General features: G+C 61.4%; 8 protein-coding genes. 5 read left to right on the top strand and 3 right to left on the bottom strand.

What is annotated here, in order from left to right:
- Positions 1-1,773, bottom strand: coding sequence for an N-acetylglutaminylglutamine amidotransferase (locus AC4IHP_RS13855; RefSeq protein ID WP_490831935.1), 1,773 nt, complete (start codon positions 1,771-1,773; stop codon positions 1-3).
- A gap of 316 nt (positions 1,774-2,089) precedes the next feature.
- Here AC4IHP_RS13855 and AC4IHP_RS13850 point away from each other — a divergent pair, with 316 nt between their 5' ends.
- Together AC4IHP_RS13850 and AC4IHP_RS13845 are read left to right on the top strand one after the other, a co-directional pair.
- Positions 2,090-3,568, top strand: a complete 1,479-nt coding sequence (locus AC4IHP_RS13850; RefSeq protein WP_490831934.1) for a dermonecrotic toxin domain-containing protein — start codon at positions 2,090-2,092, stop codon at positions 3,566-3,568.
- 39 nt (positions 3,569-3,607) lie between these two features.
- Entirely contained in the window at positions 3,608-6,901 is a 3,294-nt protein-coding gene (locus tag AC4IHP_RS13845) for an NEL-type E3 ubiquitin ligase domain-containing protein (RefSeq protein ID WP_490831933.1), read from the top strand.
- A 3-nt stretch (positions 6,902-6,904) separates the two neighbouring features.
- On the opposite strand, the gene mnmC is transcribed toward AC4IHP_RS13845, so the two are convergent.
- The gene (mnmC, locus tag AC4IHP_RS13840) at positions 6,905-8,884 is read right to left on the bottom strand and encodes a bifunctional tRNA (5-methylaminomethyl-2-thiouridine)(34)-methyltransferase MnmC2/FAD-dependent 5-carboxymethylaminomethyl-2-thiouridine(34) oxidoreductase MnmC1 (protein WP_490831932.1); all 1,980 of its coding nucleotides are present in this window, start codon (positions 8,882-8,884) and stop codon (positions 6,905-6,907) included.
- Positions 8,885-9,112: 228 nt separating this feature from the next.
- On the opposite strand from mnmC, the gene pap reads away from it, so the two are divergent.
- Both pap and AC4IHP_RS13830 read left to right on the top strand, forming a co-directional pair.
- Complete coding sequence (gene pap, locus AC4IHP_RS13835; RefSeq protein WP_490831931.1) at positions 9,113-10,627, top strand: polyphosphate:AMP phosphotransferase; 1,515 nt, start codon at positions 9,113-9,115, stop codon at positions 10,625-10,627.
- Positions 10,628-10,730: 103 nt separating this feature from the next.
- A complete protein-coding gene (locus AC4IHP_RS13830; RefSeq protein WP_490831930.1) occupies positions 10,731-11,915 on the top strand; it encodes a thiolase family protein in 1,185 nt (394 codons plus the stop codon).
- Positions 11,916-12,017: 102 nt separating this feature from the next.
- On the opposite strand, the gene AC4IHP_RS13825 is transcribed toward AC4IHP_RS13830, so the two are convergent.
- A complete protein-coding gene (locus AC4IHP_RS13825) occupies positions 12,018-12,209 on the bottom strand; it encodes a DUF6316 family protein (protein WP_056788322.1) in 192 nt (63 codons plus the stop codon).
- Between the two features lie 210 nt (positions 12,210-12,419).
- Between AC4IHP_RS13825 and AC4IHP_RS13820 the strand changes: the two genes are divergently transcribed.
- Positions 12,420-13,373, top strand: a complete 954-nt coding sequence (locus AC4IHP_RS13820) for a DMT family transporter (protein WP_490831929.1) — start codon at positions 12,420-12,422, stop codon at positions 13,371-13,373.
- Positions 13,374-13,435: the final 62 nt, after the last annotated feature.

Genomic DNA, 13,435 nt, shown 5'->3' with positions numbered 1-13,435 from the left:
TCAGATTCCTTGTTCACTGAGCCACAGGTTCAGGGCTGCCAGTTGCCACAGTTTCGAACCGCGCAACGGGGTCAGTTGGCCTTGCGGGTCAGTCAAAAGCTTGTCGAGCATGGTCGGGTTGAACAGGCCGCGATCCTGGCTCGGATCCAGCAGCAGCTCGCGCACCCAATTGAGGGTGTCACCCTGCAAGTGCTTGAGGCCCGGCACCGGGAAATAGCCTTTCTTGCGGTCGATCACTTCGCTTGGAATGACCCGGCGCGCAGCTTCTTTCAGTACTTGCTTGCCGCCATCGGGCAGCTTGAATTGACCTGGTACACGAGCCGACAGCTCGACCAGTCGATAGTCCAGAAACGGCGTACGCGCTTCCAGACCCCAGGCCATGGTCATGTTGTCGACGCGTTTGACCGGGTCATCGACCAGCATCACCGTGCTGTCCAGGCGCAGGGCTTTGTCCACCGCGGCATCGGCGCCAGGCTGGGCAAAGTGCTGTTTGACGAAGTCGCCCGCCGCATCGTGGTCGACCAGCCATTTCGGCTGGACCGTCGCCGCGTAGTCGTCATAGCTGCGATCAAAGAACGCATCGCGATAGGCCGCATAAGGATCTGCTGCGCCGTCGACCTGCGGATACCAGTGATAACCGGCAAACAACTCATCCGCGCCTTGGCCGCTCTGCACCACTTTGCAATGCTTGGCTACTTCACGGGACAACAGATAGAAAGCGATGCAGTCATGGCTGACCATCGGCTCGCTCATCGCACGGAACGCGGCGGGCAGTTGCTCGATGATTTCTTTCTCGTCGATGCGAAGTTGATGGTGGCGGGTACCGTAGTGCTTGGCGATCAGGTCCGAATACTGGAACTCGTCGCCGCGCTCGCCGCCGGCGTCCTGGAAACCGATGGAGAAGGTCGACAGATTCTCTACGCCGACTTCGCGCAACAGGCCGACGAGCATGCTCGAATCGACACCGCCTGAGAGCAACACACCGACATCCACCGCCGCGCGCTGACGAATCGCCACCGCTTCGCGGGTGCTGTCGAGGACGCGATCAACCCAGTCTTCAAGGTTGAGGTTTTTCTCGTCCTCATGCGGGCCGTACGGCAGGGTCCACCAGGTTTTCTGCTCGGTGCGGCCATCGGCTTCAACGCGCATCCAGGTGGCGGGCGGCAGTTTTTCGATACCGGCCAGCAAGGTGCGCGGCGCAGGCACCACGGCATGGAAATTCAGGTAATGGTTGAGCGCCACCGGATCAAGAATCGGGTTGATGTCGCCACCCTTGAGCAAGGCCGGCAGTGCCGAGGCAAAGCGCAGGCGTTGGCCAGTGCGCGACAGATACAGCGGCTTCACGCCGAGACGGTCGCGGGCGATGAACAGGCGCTTGGCGTCGCGCTCCCAGATGGCGAAAGCAAACATGCCATTGAGCTTCGGCAGCAGCGCCTCGCCCCAGGCGTGATAACCCTTGAGCAGCACTTCGGTGTCGCCACCGGAATAAAAGGCATAACCCAGTGCCTCGAGCTCTGCGCGCAATTCCGGGAAGTTGTAGATCGCGCCGTTGAACGCCAGGGACAGGCCTAGTTGGCTGTCGATCATCGGCTGCGCCGAGCCGTCCGACAGGTCCATGATTTTCAGGCGTCGATGGCCCAGGGCAATCGGCCCTTGGGCATGGAAGCCCCACGCGTCGGGGCCGCGAGGGGCCAGGTGATGGGTGATTCTCTCGATCGCTGCAAGGTCTGCAGGTTGTTGATCAAAACGTAACTCGCCAGCTAATCCGCACATAAAGTCCTTACCGGTTTTTCCGTTGGGGAAGGTCAAGCCGTACCGCGCGAAAAGTGCGGGTACTCAGAAACTGACCTGTCTCGGTAGGCGGAGTTTTAGATCGATAAGTTATAAGCGAGCCGTTTGCGCCGAGGTGCGGCGGTTTTCCAGGAGCAAGCAGCGTGGACAACCGACTCTGAACGACCGGGTGGTAGCGGGCTGTTTTATCGGTCGCAAATCCTGTTCGGTTGCCGGGTTTTCTCCAAGCTTTTTGAATTATCAATTCGCCTGCGGCATCGCTAAGGTCACAGGCTTACCGCAATAAAGGACTATTGCCATGCCTTCCAAAGAAAACAACATCGCAACCACTCAAGCCACGATTCTCGACACATTGCTTGAGGCTGCCGGCGACCTCGATATTGCCGAAGCCCTGCAGAAAAACCTGCCGCCGCATTTGCTCACGACCTCGCCTGCGACGCTCGCAGTGCTCGATGAAACCGTCAGACATCTGCATACCCTGCAACTGCGGGTCGAAAAGGACTTTCGGCGCTTGGAGTCATTGCCGCATTTCTGCATCCGCGAGCTGACCGCTGCGCTGAACCGCAAATGGCCGGCGGTCTATGACGTCGAGCGGGATCTGCTGAGCCTGCCCGGTGTCGACTGCGGTTGTGAGGCGGTCACTGCCGATGAGTCCGGCGTCGAAGTGATCAAACATGCCACGCAAACCCTGCTGCAGGCGGCGATGCAGAATTTCACCGAGGATGAAGAACAGGCAGATGCGTTCCCCGCCGGCAGTCTGGTACGCGTCCATAGTGCGCCCGGTGGGATCAAGGATCTGACGCCGGCGGCGTTCGCCACGTTGTGCCGCGAACTGGATCTGGGCAAGCAATACCAGCTGCATTTGCAGAAAACCTTCGGCCTTGTAGACGATGGCGGGGAGGTCTTGGCCAGCAGTGCCATGACCCGCGACATCGTCGCGATGAAAAAGCATCTGTTACGACTGGACGCCGAGCTGGCCTGGCTCAAAGGCGACATCACCTCATCCGGGCTGCGCATGGTCAAGGATCTGATCGAGGCCGATGGCGTGGCGTCGCCGCAAACCCTGCGCTACGGCAAGGACCCGATGGTCATGCAGGGCATTGAAATATTCGACAGCTGCGTCTGGGGCGTTGTGGTTTTCAGCGCACGTTCCCTCGAACATCATCCCGAGGATGGCTGCCTGGTGTACATGCCTGGCGAGTCCGCACGAGCGCTGTACGAGTACCCCAATCTGGCGGCCTTCAAGCTCTACCTTACGCAACAACTGCAGACGACGGACTACCGCGAATACTTCGCTCGCAGTCTGGATGAAGATGACCGGGCCGATTTTTTCAAGGCATTCGCCGACAAGAAAGAGGTGGGCGTTATCAAGCAGTTGTCGATCGATGTGTCGCTGTTCGAATTCATGCTGCAGAGTCACATCGGCAAGCGCCAGATCGATGCGCGCAAGCTGGCGGTGCCGACCGCCGATGTTGACGAAGATGCGCGTCAGAAACGCTTGCTGGACTGGCTCGAGTCGGGGGTGACTCTGGCGTCTGTGGCAGGGCTGTTCGTGCCGGTGCTCGGGCAATTGATGATGGGCGTCGCAGTGGGCCAGTTGCTCGGCGAGGTGTTCGAGGGCGTCGAAGACTGGCAGCGCGGCGACCACCAGCAAGCCCTGTCGCATGTGCTCAGTGTGGTCGAGAACATTGCGCTCATGGGCGTCTTCGCCGGTGGGCAAAAAGCGCTCGGTGCCTTGAGCGGCAAGCTGCTGCGCAGCCATCCCGAATTTTTCTGACAATTCGCTGCGATTCTCGATCACGCCGCAAAACCGCGCTTGTGGAAGCCTGAGCTCAGCCATTATGAGCACGCGCTTCCAGCCGGTTTCACCATCGATGCGGGCTCCGAGGAGTTCTACCGGATCGGGGTCAAAACCCTGGGCCGTGTCGATCATCGACTGCTTGCCGGCAAGTACGACGCGCAGAGCCAGATCTGGTACCTCGAACATGCAGAGCGTGCGCAAGCCTATGCCCCTCAATTGGTCCGGCATGTCGAGGGTGGCTGGCGGATTCCCAACGAGGCGCCGGAAGAATGGAGCAGCTCGCCCTACACGCTCAAGCGCACCGATCCGCAACTCAGCGAGTTCGTCGATGATGATCTGGACATGATGCGCCGGCTCAGCGACACCTCGCACGAGACGCTATTGCAAACCTTCAATGACAACCTGAAGCTGCCGGTGCGCTTGCGCGACACCGTGGAGCGCGTGCGCCTGGTCCGGCAATTGCGCGAGCTGACAATCGAATTGCACAGCGGCGAGTACCATTCCGGTCAGCCTGTCGAGGAGCAATTGCACGCCTTGCCGACGCTGCCGGGCTGGCCGACAGACCGTTATATCGCTGTAACCACCGCCGGAAAAGCCATCGAAGCAACCTATCCTGCGACTCGCTTGCTCGACGACACCCTCAGCGTGGAGGTGACGCGCGAACAATTGTCCCGGGGGCAATTGCTGCAAGCCGTTGTCGATGGCCTGCACGCGCACGAAGTCAATGCGCTGCTTGGCGGCAAAGTGGCCACGTCTACCGAAACCTCGGCGCTGGCCAAGAAGCTGGCCGCGGCGCTCACTGCGGATCATCGCGCCGCCTTCGAGCGCATGTACCAGCGTTACGACCAGAGCGAGGCGGATGAGCTGGTGAAATTACGCCAGGTATTTGCTGACATTCCTGCGCGCCATGGGCAACGCTTGATCGACCGCGCCACGAGCGTCGAGCGCCAGCACCTGCGCTCGACAGGACGAGTGCCGTTGCGGCTTGCGCAGCGCGCTACGGCCGGCATCGACGAAGTGCGCCTCGATCGCGCGCTGACGGGGTTTCACTGGCCGCGTCTGGCCAACGCCGACACTGATGCGCTGGCGATCCGTCTGCTGCCGCGCCTGAGCGGTTGGGACGCGCAATTGCGTTTGCAGTTGCGCGAAAACACCTTGGAGGGAGCGGTTCTGGAGGAAGTCGGCGACACGGCGGCCAGCGCTGAAAACACCTGCACGCTGGTGAAGTCCGCCTCAGGTTATGAAGCGTTCAGCGGCGCGGGAAAGTCCTTGGGCAAGGTGGCCAAGGCGCCTGAAGCGTTGTTCACGGCGATTTTCAAGGCATTGCCGCAGGGGCAACGAACGGTACCGGGGTTTGCCAAGAACGCCCGGCAATTGCGCAGCAAATTGCTCGATGCAGCACTGGAAGAGCGCCAGGCCTCGGCCGACACATTGCGTAATCCAGGTGCCGTAAAGATTGCAGAGCCTGCGTGTGTGCAAGGCGATCAGGCGCCCGCAACCCGACATCCGCGCGGGTTACTGCGCAAAGTGCGCAGGCTTTACCCGCGCCTGAGCGAAACCCAGGCCAGCCAACTGATCGATGGCCTCGGCGCGGATCCGCTGAGCCGGGCAACGCGGGTCAAAGCGCTGCAGCAGGAACTGAAAGTCCTGCGTGACGCCTTGTTCGTGTGGAGCGAGGACGCACTTGGCCTGAAGGCCTTGGGGGGTGACCTGGCAGAAGCGCGCCACGGCCGAAAAATGACCGCAGAACTGATCGAGGAGGGTTTTCGCCGGTTTCACTGGGTGCCTGACGAACAAGGCAAATCCCTCTGCACGCTCAACCTTGATGGCATGCGCGTCGGCAAGCTGCCAACACTGCCGCCGGGGGTGAGCTTTGACCACATCCAGCAGCTGTCGATGAAAAACATGGCCCAGGGCGACGATGTCGCGCACTTTCTCAAGTCCTTCAAACAGCTCGAGTCGCTGGAGCTCGACAACAACAGCGTAACCCGCCTGCCGGAAATGCTCTCGTACATGCCCAAACTGCAGCGGCTGAGTCTGGCACACAATCAGCTGCGGCTGACGGAGCCGACGCTGGCCAAGCTCAAGCGCATGACCACGCTGCATTACCTCAATCTCAATGGCAATCCGTTGGGCGCGACGCCGGACGTCAGTGCCATGCGCGGTTTGCGCCGATTGCTGCTGCGTGAAACAGGGCTTACGGAGATTCCCGTCGGCCTTGAAAAACTGCCCTGCGCCGAGTGGATGGATCTGCGCAGCAATCAGATCAAAGACTTGCCGGACTGGCTGTTCCAGACCAGGCGGGCGTTCAGTCAGGCGCTCAATCTGCGCTTCAATCCGTTGTCTGCCAGCAGCGCGACTCACCTCGAAGACTACCGCACCAACACCGGCATCGGCATGGGCTATCTGGAGGATGACATTGCGCGCCTGGACGAGCAGAAGGCGCGCTCGCTGTGGTTGACTGACAGCCCGCCCGCGCAGACTGTCGAGCGTGAACGAATCTGGGCCGCATTCAAGGACGACGAGCGCGGCGAAGCCTTGTTTCACTTGTTGTCGGAACTGGGCGATACCGCTGATGCGACGCAAGGCAGCGCCGACATGCGTGAGCGGGTCTGGGCTGTATTGGAGGCGGCGCAGCGTGATCCGGCGCTTTGCGATCAATTGCTCAACCTGGCTGCCAATCCGATCAACTGTACGGACAGCGCGGCGATGAATTTCAGTCATCTGGAAGTGGCGGTCGAAGTTGATCGGGTCAGCAACGCCGCCGGCGGGCGGCCAGTCACGGCCAAACCGCTTCTCGAATTGGGAAAACGTCTGTTTCGTCTGGAAAAGCTCGGCGACATTGCGCTTGAACATGCGCGCAAACATCCGAAAGCCGACGCGCTGGAAGTCAATCTGGCCTATCGCACCGGCCTTGCCGAGGCGCTCGATTTACCCGGACAGCCGCGACGGATGCAATTCGCCGAACAGGGTGGAGTGACTGCCGCCGATCTGGAAGTCGCCAAGAACCGGATCACCACGGCGGAGCTGTCGTCCGAATGGCTGAAATTCATGCAGCGGCAAGGGTTCTGGACAGACTATCTGCAGCGCACGTTCGTGCGAAAGTTCTCGCCAATCGATGCGCTCTACGCACCGCGTATCGATGCTGTATTCGAACAGGCCGAAACGCTGCCCTCCGCCGATTACCTGAGCCAGATGGATGCCATCAGGCTCGAGCGCGATCAGGCACAACAAGCCGTGATCAAGCGCCTGACCGAAGAGTCGATACGCCTGATGGACCTCGGCCTCTGTGTGATGCCCGACGAGTGAGGCTCACTTGCCGCGAATCAGCTGGCGCAGGGCAAACCGGTTGGGGTGACAGGCTTCGGCTACGCTGCGCGGCAACGGCAGCGGCTCGTTGTCCAGCCACGCGGCGAGCAGTTCGCCGGACAATGGCGCGGTGATCAGCCCGCGAGAACCGTGGCCGCTGTTGACGTACAGACCGTCGAGCCACGGGCAGACGACGTCCGGCACTTGCCGGGCGTCCTTGCTCAATGCCGCGTAAGTCTGGACGAAGGCTGCGCGGTCAGCGAGCGGGCCAACGATCGGCAGGTAATCGGGGCTGGTGCAGCGGAAGGCGGCGCGGCCCTCAAGGTTCTCAAGTGGCTGCTCGTTGATGTTGAGGCGTGTCAGCAGGTCGCTGGAAATTTCTTCGAGCATCGCCAGATTGCCTTCGTGCTCGGCAATTGTGGGTGTCAAATCGTCGCTGTTGAAGGCAAAACTCGCACCCAGGGTGTGCTCGCCCAGACGCGCCGGGGCGACGTAGCCCTCGGCGCACACCACCGTGGCCAAGGCATGACTGTCTGCGGTTTCAGCCAGCCGGGTAATCTGTCCGCGAATGCGCTTGAGCGGTAATTCGGCACTCTGGGCAAAGCGTTTGATCTCGGCAGCGCCGGCCAGCACCACAACCGCCGCACTGGCGAGCAAACGCTCGCCGTCGAAGGCTTGCCAATGGTCAGCGACTTTGCGCAGCTCCAGCGCATCGTGATGGCTGAGCAATTCAATGTTGGCGTGCATTGCCTGAGCCTGACACAGCGCCGGCGGATGCACCCAGCCGCCTTCGGGGTAGAACAAACCGCCATGGGCCACGCCGACACCGGCGCGGGCCTGGGCTTCAGGTTGCTCCAGCCACTGCAAAAGATCTTCCGGAAATGCCGCCGCCAGTTGCGCGTGGCGCTCGGCTTCCTTGGCATTGAACGCCAGTTGCAGCACGCCGCAGTCATCCCAGTCGCTGCCGCGCTGTAGCGTTTCCAGCAGGCGCCGGGTGTAACCGAAGCCGCTGAGGATCAATTGCGACAACGCCGTGCCATGGGCGGACAGCTTGAGATAGAGCACGCCTTGCGGGTTGCCCGAAGCTTCTTGCGCCACCGCCGCATGCCGCTCCAGCAGACTCACCTGCCAGCCGCGCGCCGCCAGGCTCGATGCTGTCGCGCAGCCGGCCAGACCGGCACCGATCACCAGCGCCCGGCGTTCACCGTTAACCGGAGCAGGGCGGGCGAACCAGGGTTTCGCCGGTATCGGCGCCGCCACCTCGGCGGGCCAGCCAAGAAATTCGCCACGCAGGATTTCCCACTTGTGGCCGATGCCCGGCGTGCGCTTCATCTTGAACCCGGCGGCGTTGAGCAGACGCCTTACCCAACCGGTGCTGGTGAAGGTGCTGATGGTCGAGCCCGGCGCGGCCAGACGCGCCAGTTCGACGAACAGTTCAGCAGTCCACATGTCCGGATTTTTTGCCGGGGCGAAACCGTCGAGAAACCACGCGTCGACCTGTGCATCGAGTTGCGGCAGTTGCTCCAGCGCATCGCCGATCAGCAAGGTCAGCGTCACGCGGCCATTGGCCAGAGTGATGCGTTGAAAGCCTTGATGAATCGCCACGTAGTGTTTAAGCAACTGATCGGCCAATGGCTTGAGTTGCGGCCACAGCGCCAGGGCCCGGTGCAGATCCGCTGGCGCCAGCGGGTACTTTTCCACGCTGACGAAATGCAGGCGCGCACCGGCCACTGCGTGTCGTTCGAACAACTGCCAGGCGCAGAGAAAATTCAGTCCGGTGCCGAAGCCGGTTTCGCCAATCACCAGTCGACCATCCGCCGGCAGCGCGGTGAAGCGTTCGGCCAGACGGTTCTGTTCGAGGAACACGTAACGGGTCTCCTCCAGCCCCGACTGGTCGGAAAAATACACGTCATCGAACACTCGCGAACGTGGGCGTCCCTGGTCGTCCCAGTCGAGTTGGGCGTGGGGCATTTCGGCTTTCATGGCAGGCTCGGCAAACACAAGGCGGCCATTCTAGCCGATCGGGCGAGGGTTGCCTGATCCAGCGCAAGACAGGATTTGGGCATGTCAGGAAAAATCTCAAAAGATCGCAGCCTTCGGCGGCTCCTACAGTCAAACGCATTTGCAAATGCAGGCGCTGGCGAAGGCTGCGATCTGTTCAGGTGCTGCAATCATCCGCTAGTCTTGCTGAACCCTGGAAGGAGCCGTCCCATGTTCGAATCCGCTGAAATCGGTCACGCCATCGACAAAGACACTTATGAGGCGGCGGTCCCTGCGCTGCGTGAAGCCTTGCTTGAAGCCCAGTTCGAGCTGCAGCAGCAGAAGCGCTTTCCGGTGATCATCCTGATCAACGGCATCGAAGGGGCGGGCAAGGGCGAGACGGTCAAGCTGCTCAACGAGTGGATGGACCCGCGCCTGATCGAAGTGCGCACCTTCGACCAGCAAACCGATGAAGAACTGGCGCGGCCACCGGCGTGGCGCTACTGGCGCATGCTGCCGGCCAAAGGACGAATGGGGGTTTTCTTCGGCAACTGGTACAGCCAGATGCTCCAGGGCCGGGTCCATGGTTTGTTCAAGGATCCGCGCCTGGACCAGGCCATCGCCGGCGCCGAGCGTCTGGAAAAAATGCTCTGCGATGAAGGCGCGTTGATTTTCAAATTCTGGTTTCACCTGTCCAAGAAGCAGATGAAAGCACGGCTCAAATCGCTGGCCGACGACCCGCTGCACAGCTGGCGCATCAGCCCGCTGGACTGGCAGCAGTCGCAGACCTACGACAAGTTCGTCAAATACGGCGAGCGGGTGTTGCGCCGCACCAGCCGCGATTACGCGCCGTGGCATGTCATCGAAGGTGCCGATGCCAATTACCGCAGCCTGGCGGTGGGCAAGATTCTCCTCGAAGGCCTGCAAAGTGCGCTCAAGCGGGCCGACGTCAATCCCCACGAAGTCAGTGCCGCGCCGCTGGGTACGCCGGTCGATCAGTTGAACCTGCTCGACAGCCTCGACCTGACACAGCGTCTGGACAAGAAAGATTACGAAGAGCAATTGATCACCGAGCAGGCGCGGCTGTCCGGGCTGATGCGCGACAAACGCATGCGCCGCCATGCGCTGGTGGCGGTATTCGAAGGTAACGACGCGGCGGGCAAGGGCGGGGCGATTCGCCGCGTGGCAGCGGCGCTCGACCCGCGTCAGTACAGCATCGTGCCGATCGCCGCGCCGACCGAAGAGGAACGCGCGCAACCGTACCTGTGGCGGTTCTGGCGGCACATTCCGGCGCGAGGCAAATTCACCGTGTTCGACCGCTCGTGGTATGGGCGGGTGCTGGTCGAGCGGATCGAGGGCTTTTGCCCCCCGGCCGACTGGCTGCGCGCCTACGGCGAGATCAATGACTTCGAAGAGCAACTGGCCGACGCCGGGGTCATCGTCGTCAAGTTCTGGCTGGCCATCGACAAGGACACGCAGATGGAGCGCTTTCAGGAGCGCGAAGAGATTTCCTTCAAGCGTTTCAAGATCACCGAGGACGACTGGCGCAACCGGGAAAAGTGGGACGACTATCGTATGGCGGTCGGCGACATGGTTGATCGCACCAGCACCGAGATCGCGCCGTGGACGCTGGTCGAGGCCAACGACAAACGCTGGGCACGGGTGAAAGTGTTGCGCACCATCAACCGCGCGCTGGAAGAAGCGTTCGAGAAATCCGACAAGAAGGCCAGGAAGCACAAGGATTGAAGCGATGGCCGCGCATACGCCGGATGAATGATCCTCGCGGTCGGCAAGAAGGTGGACTTATGCTCAGGTCCACTTTCAACCGACAACAACAATGAGGTATGCCATGCGTGAAGTGGTGATCGTCGACAGCGTGCGGACCGGCCTGGCCAAATCCTTTCGCGGCAAGTTCAACCAGACCCGCCCCGATGACATGGCGGCCCACTGCGTCAATGCGCTGCTGACCCGCAACGATATCGACCCGGCCAGCGTCGAGGACTGCATCGTCGGCGCCGGCTCCAACGAGGGCGCGCAGGGCTACAACATCGGCCGCAACGTCGCGGTGCTCTCGCGCCTGGGCACCGGCACTGCCGGCATGACCCTCAACCGTTTCTGCTCGTCGGGTTTGCAGGCCATTGCAATTGCCGCCAACCAGATCGCCTCCGGTTGCAGCGACATCATCGTTGCCGGCGGCGTCGAGTCGATCAGCCTGACCCTGAAAAGCGTCAACACTGATCACCTGATCAATCCGCTGCTCAAGCAACAGACTCCCGGCATCTACTACACCATGGGCCAGACCGCCGAAGTGGTGGCACGCCGTTACGGCGTCAGCCGCGAGGCCCAGGATCGCTACGCGCTGCAAAGCCAGCTGCGTACGGCCCAGGCCCAGGCTGCGGGTTTGTTCGATGATGAAATCGTGCCGATGGCGGTGAAATACCGCGTCGAGGACAAGAACAGCGGGGAAGTGCAGATTGTCGACGGCGTCGTCGAGCGCGACGACTGCAACCGCCCGGACACCACCTACGAAAGCCTTGCCGGACTGAAACCGGTGTTCGCCGACGACGGTTCGGTGACGGCGGGCAATTCCTCGCAGCTGTCCGATGGTGCCTCGATGACACTGGTGATGAGCCTGGACAAAGCGCTGGAGCTGGGGCTCAAACCGAAAGCGTTTTTCCGTGGCTTCACCGTCGCCGGTTGCGAGCCGGACGAAATGGGCATCGGCCCGGTGTTCTCGGTGCCGAAACTGCTCAAGGCCAAGGGCCTGCAAGTGGCGGATATCGATCTGTGGGAATTGAACGAGGCATTCGCTTCGCAGTGCCTGTACAGCCGAGATCGGCTGGAGATCGACAACGACAAGTACAACGTCAACGGCGGCTCGATTTCCATCGGCCACCCGTTCGGCATGACCGGCTCGCGTCAGGTCGGGCATCTGATCCGGGAATTGCAGCGGCGTAATTTGCGTTACGGCATCGTCACCATGTGCGTGGGTGGCGGGATGGGGGCGAGCGGGTTGTTTGAGGTGGTGCGCTAAAAAATTGGTTGCCTGTTCAGGCCCCTTCGCGAGCAGGCTCGCTCCCACAGGTGATCGCATTCCCCTGTGGGAGCGAGCCTGCTCGCGAAGGCAGCGCCACGTTCAGCGGCTGGAATCCCGCCGCTGCATCCGCGCTATATAAGCCTGAATCTCCCGCTCAATTACCTGACTGTCATACGGCCCTTCAAGGGTATTTTCCCGGGTGCTGAAATACAGCTCGCCATTGACCCGACACACGCGGTCGCTGCGGAAACGGGTGGCGGGGGCGCTGTCCTCGGCGCGCATGGCGTACATGTCGGTCTCCCTGATCAATGCGTTGAAAAGTCTGCATTCAGCTTATGCCTGAAGCACTTGGCGCGCCTGCCCGGCCGATCAACGGCGGCGCGCCGGTTTACTGCTGCGACCTGCACAGTTTCATTCGCGGCCTGCCGGCAACTGTCCCTGTGTTGCACGGGACAGGGCGCCTAGAATGCAGGCTCTTGTCAGCAGGCTTTCGGGGTTCGTATGCACATTTCATCGGGGCGCTGGGTGTACGGACTGTTCCTGGCGCTGCTGACTGCGTTTCTGTGGGGCATCCTGCCGATCAAGCTCAAACAGGTGTTGCAGGTAATGGACCCGGTCACGGTGACCTGGTTTCGCCTATTGGTGTCCGGCGGCTGCCTGTTCATTTATCTGGCCTCGGTCAAACGCCTGCCGAGTCGCAAGGTGCTCGGGCCCAAGGGCGGCTGGCTGGTGCTGATGGCGGTGTTGGGGCTGGTCGGCAATTACGTGTTGTACCTGATGGGCCTCAACCTGCTCAGCCCTGGCACCGCGCAACTGGTGGTGCAAATGGGCCCGATCATGCTGCTGATCGCCAGTCTGTTCGTGTTCAAGGAGCGCTTCAGCATCGGCCAGGGCCTCGGCTTGCTGGTACTGCTGATCGGCTTCGGCCTGTTCTTCAATCAGCGCCTGGCCGAGCTGCTGACTTCGCTGTCCGATTACACCGCCGGTGTGTTGTTGGTGCTGCTGGCGTCGACGGTCTGGACCTTCTATGCGCTGGGCCAGAAGCAATTGCTGACGGTGTGGAATTCGCTGCAAGTGATGATGGTGATCTACCTGTTCTGCGCGCTGTTGCTGACACCGTGGGTGCATCCGCTGGAAGCGCTGAATCTGAGCCCGTTGCAGGGCTGGCTGCTGTTGGCGTGCTGCATGAACACGTTGATTGCCTACGGCGCATTCGCCGAAGCACTGGCGCATTGGGAAGCGTCGCGGGTCAGCGCGACACTGGCGATCACGCCGTTGGTGACGTTTGCGGCAGTGGCGATTGCGGCGCGGATCTGGCCGGACTATGTGCATGCCGAGCAGATCAATGCGCTGGGCTATGGCGGGGCAGTGCTGGTGGTGCTGGGTTCGGCGCTGGTCGCGTTGGGGCCATCGTTGATTGCCGGGCTCAGGGCGCGGCGGATGCGTATGGCCTGAAGTTCAAAAGATCGCAGCCTGCGGCAGTTCCTACAATTGGAATGCGTTTCCCTGTAGGAGCT

It is taken from the genome of Pseudomonas sp. UF-293 (assembly GCF_058245595.1).
Note: the sequence above shows the minus strand (reverse complement) of the source record. Positions and strands in the feature narration are given on the sequence as shown.

Excerpts from the sequence above, each read along its gene's own strand:
- AC4IHP_RS13825 (WP_056788322.1), bottom strand. The coding sequence starts at position 12,209 with ATGTACGCCATGCGCGCCGAGGACAGCGCCCCCGCCACCCGTTTCCGC.
- AC4IHP_RS13820 (WP_490831929.1), top strand. The coding sequence starts at position 12,420 with ATGCACATTTCATCGGGGCGCTGGGTGTACGGACTGTTCCTGGCGCTG.
- AC4IHP_RS13855 (WP_490831935.1), bottom strand. The coding sequence starts at position 1,773 with ATGTGCGGATTAGCTGGCGAGTTACGTTTTGATCAACAACCTGCAGAC.
- mnmC (WP_490831932.1), bottom strand. The coding sequence starts at position 8,884 with ATGAAAGCCGAAATGCCCCACGCCCAACTCGACTGGGACGACCAGGGA.
- pap (WP_490831931.1), top strand. The coding sequence starts at position 9,113 with ATGTTCGAATCCGCTGAAATCGGTCACGCCATCGACAAAGACACTTAT.
- AC4IHP_RS13830 (WP_490831930.1), top strand. The coding sequence starts at position 10,731 with ATGCGTGAAGTGGTGATCGTCGACAGCGTGCGGACCGGCCTGGCCAAA.
- AC4IHP_RS13850 (WP_490831934.1), top strand. The coding sequence starts at position 2,090 with ATGCCTTCCAAAGAAAACAACATCGCAACCACTCAAGCCACGATTCTC.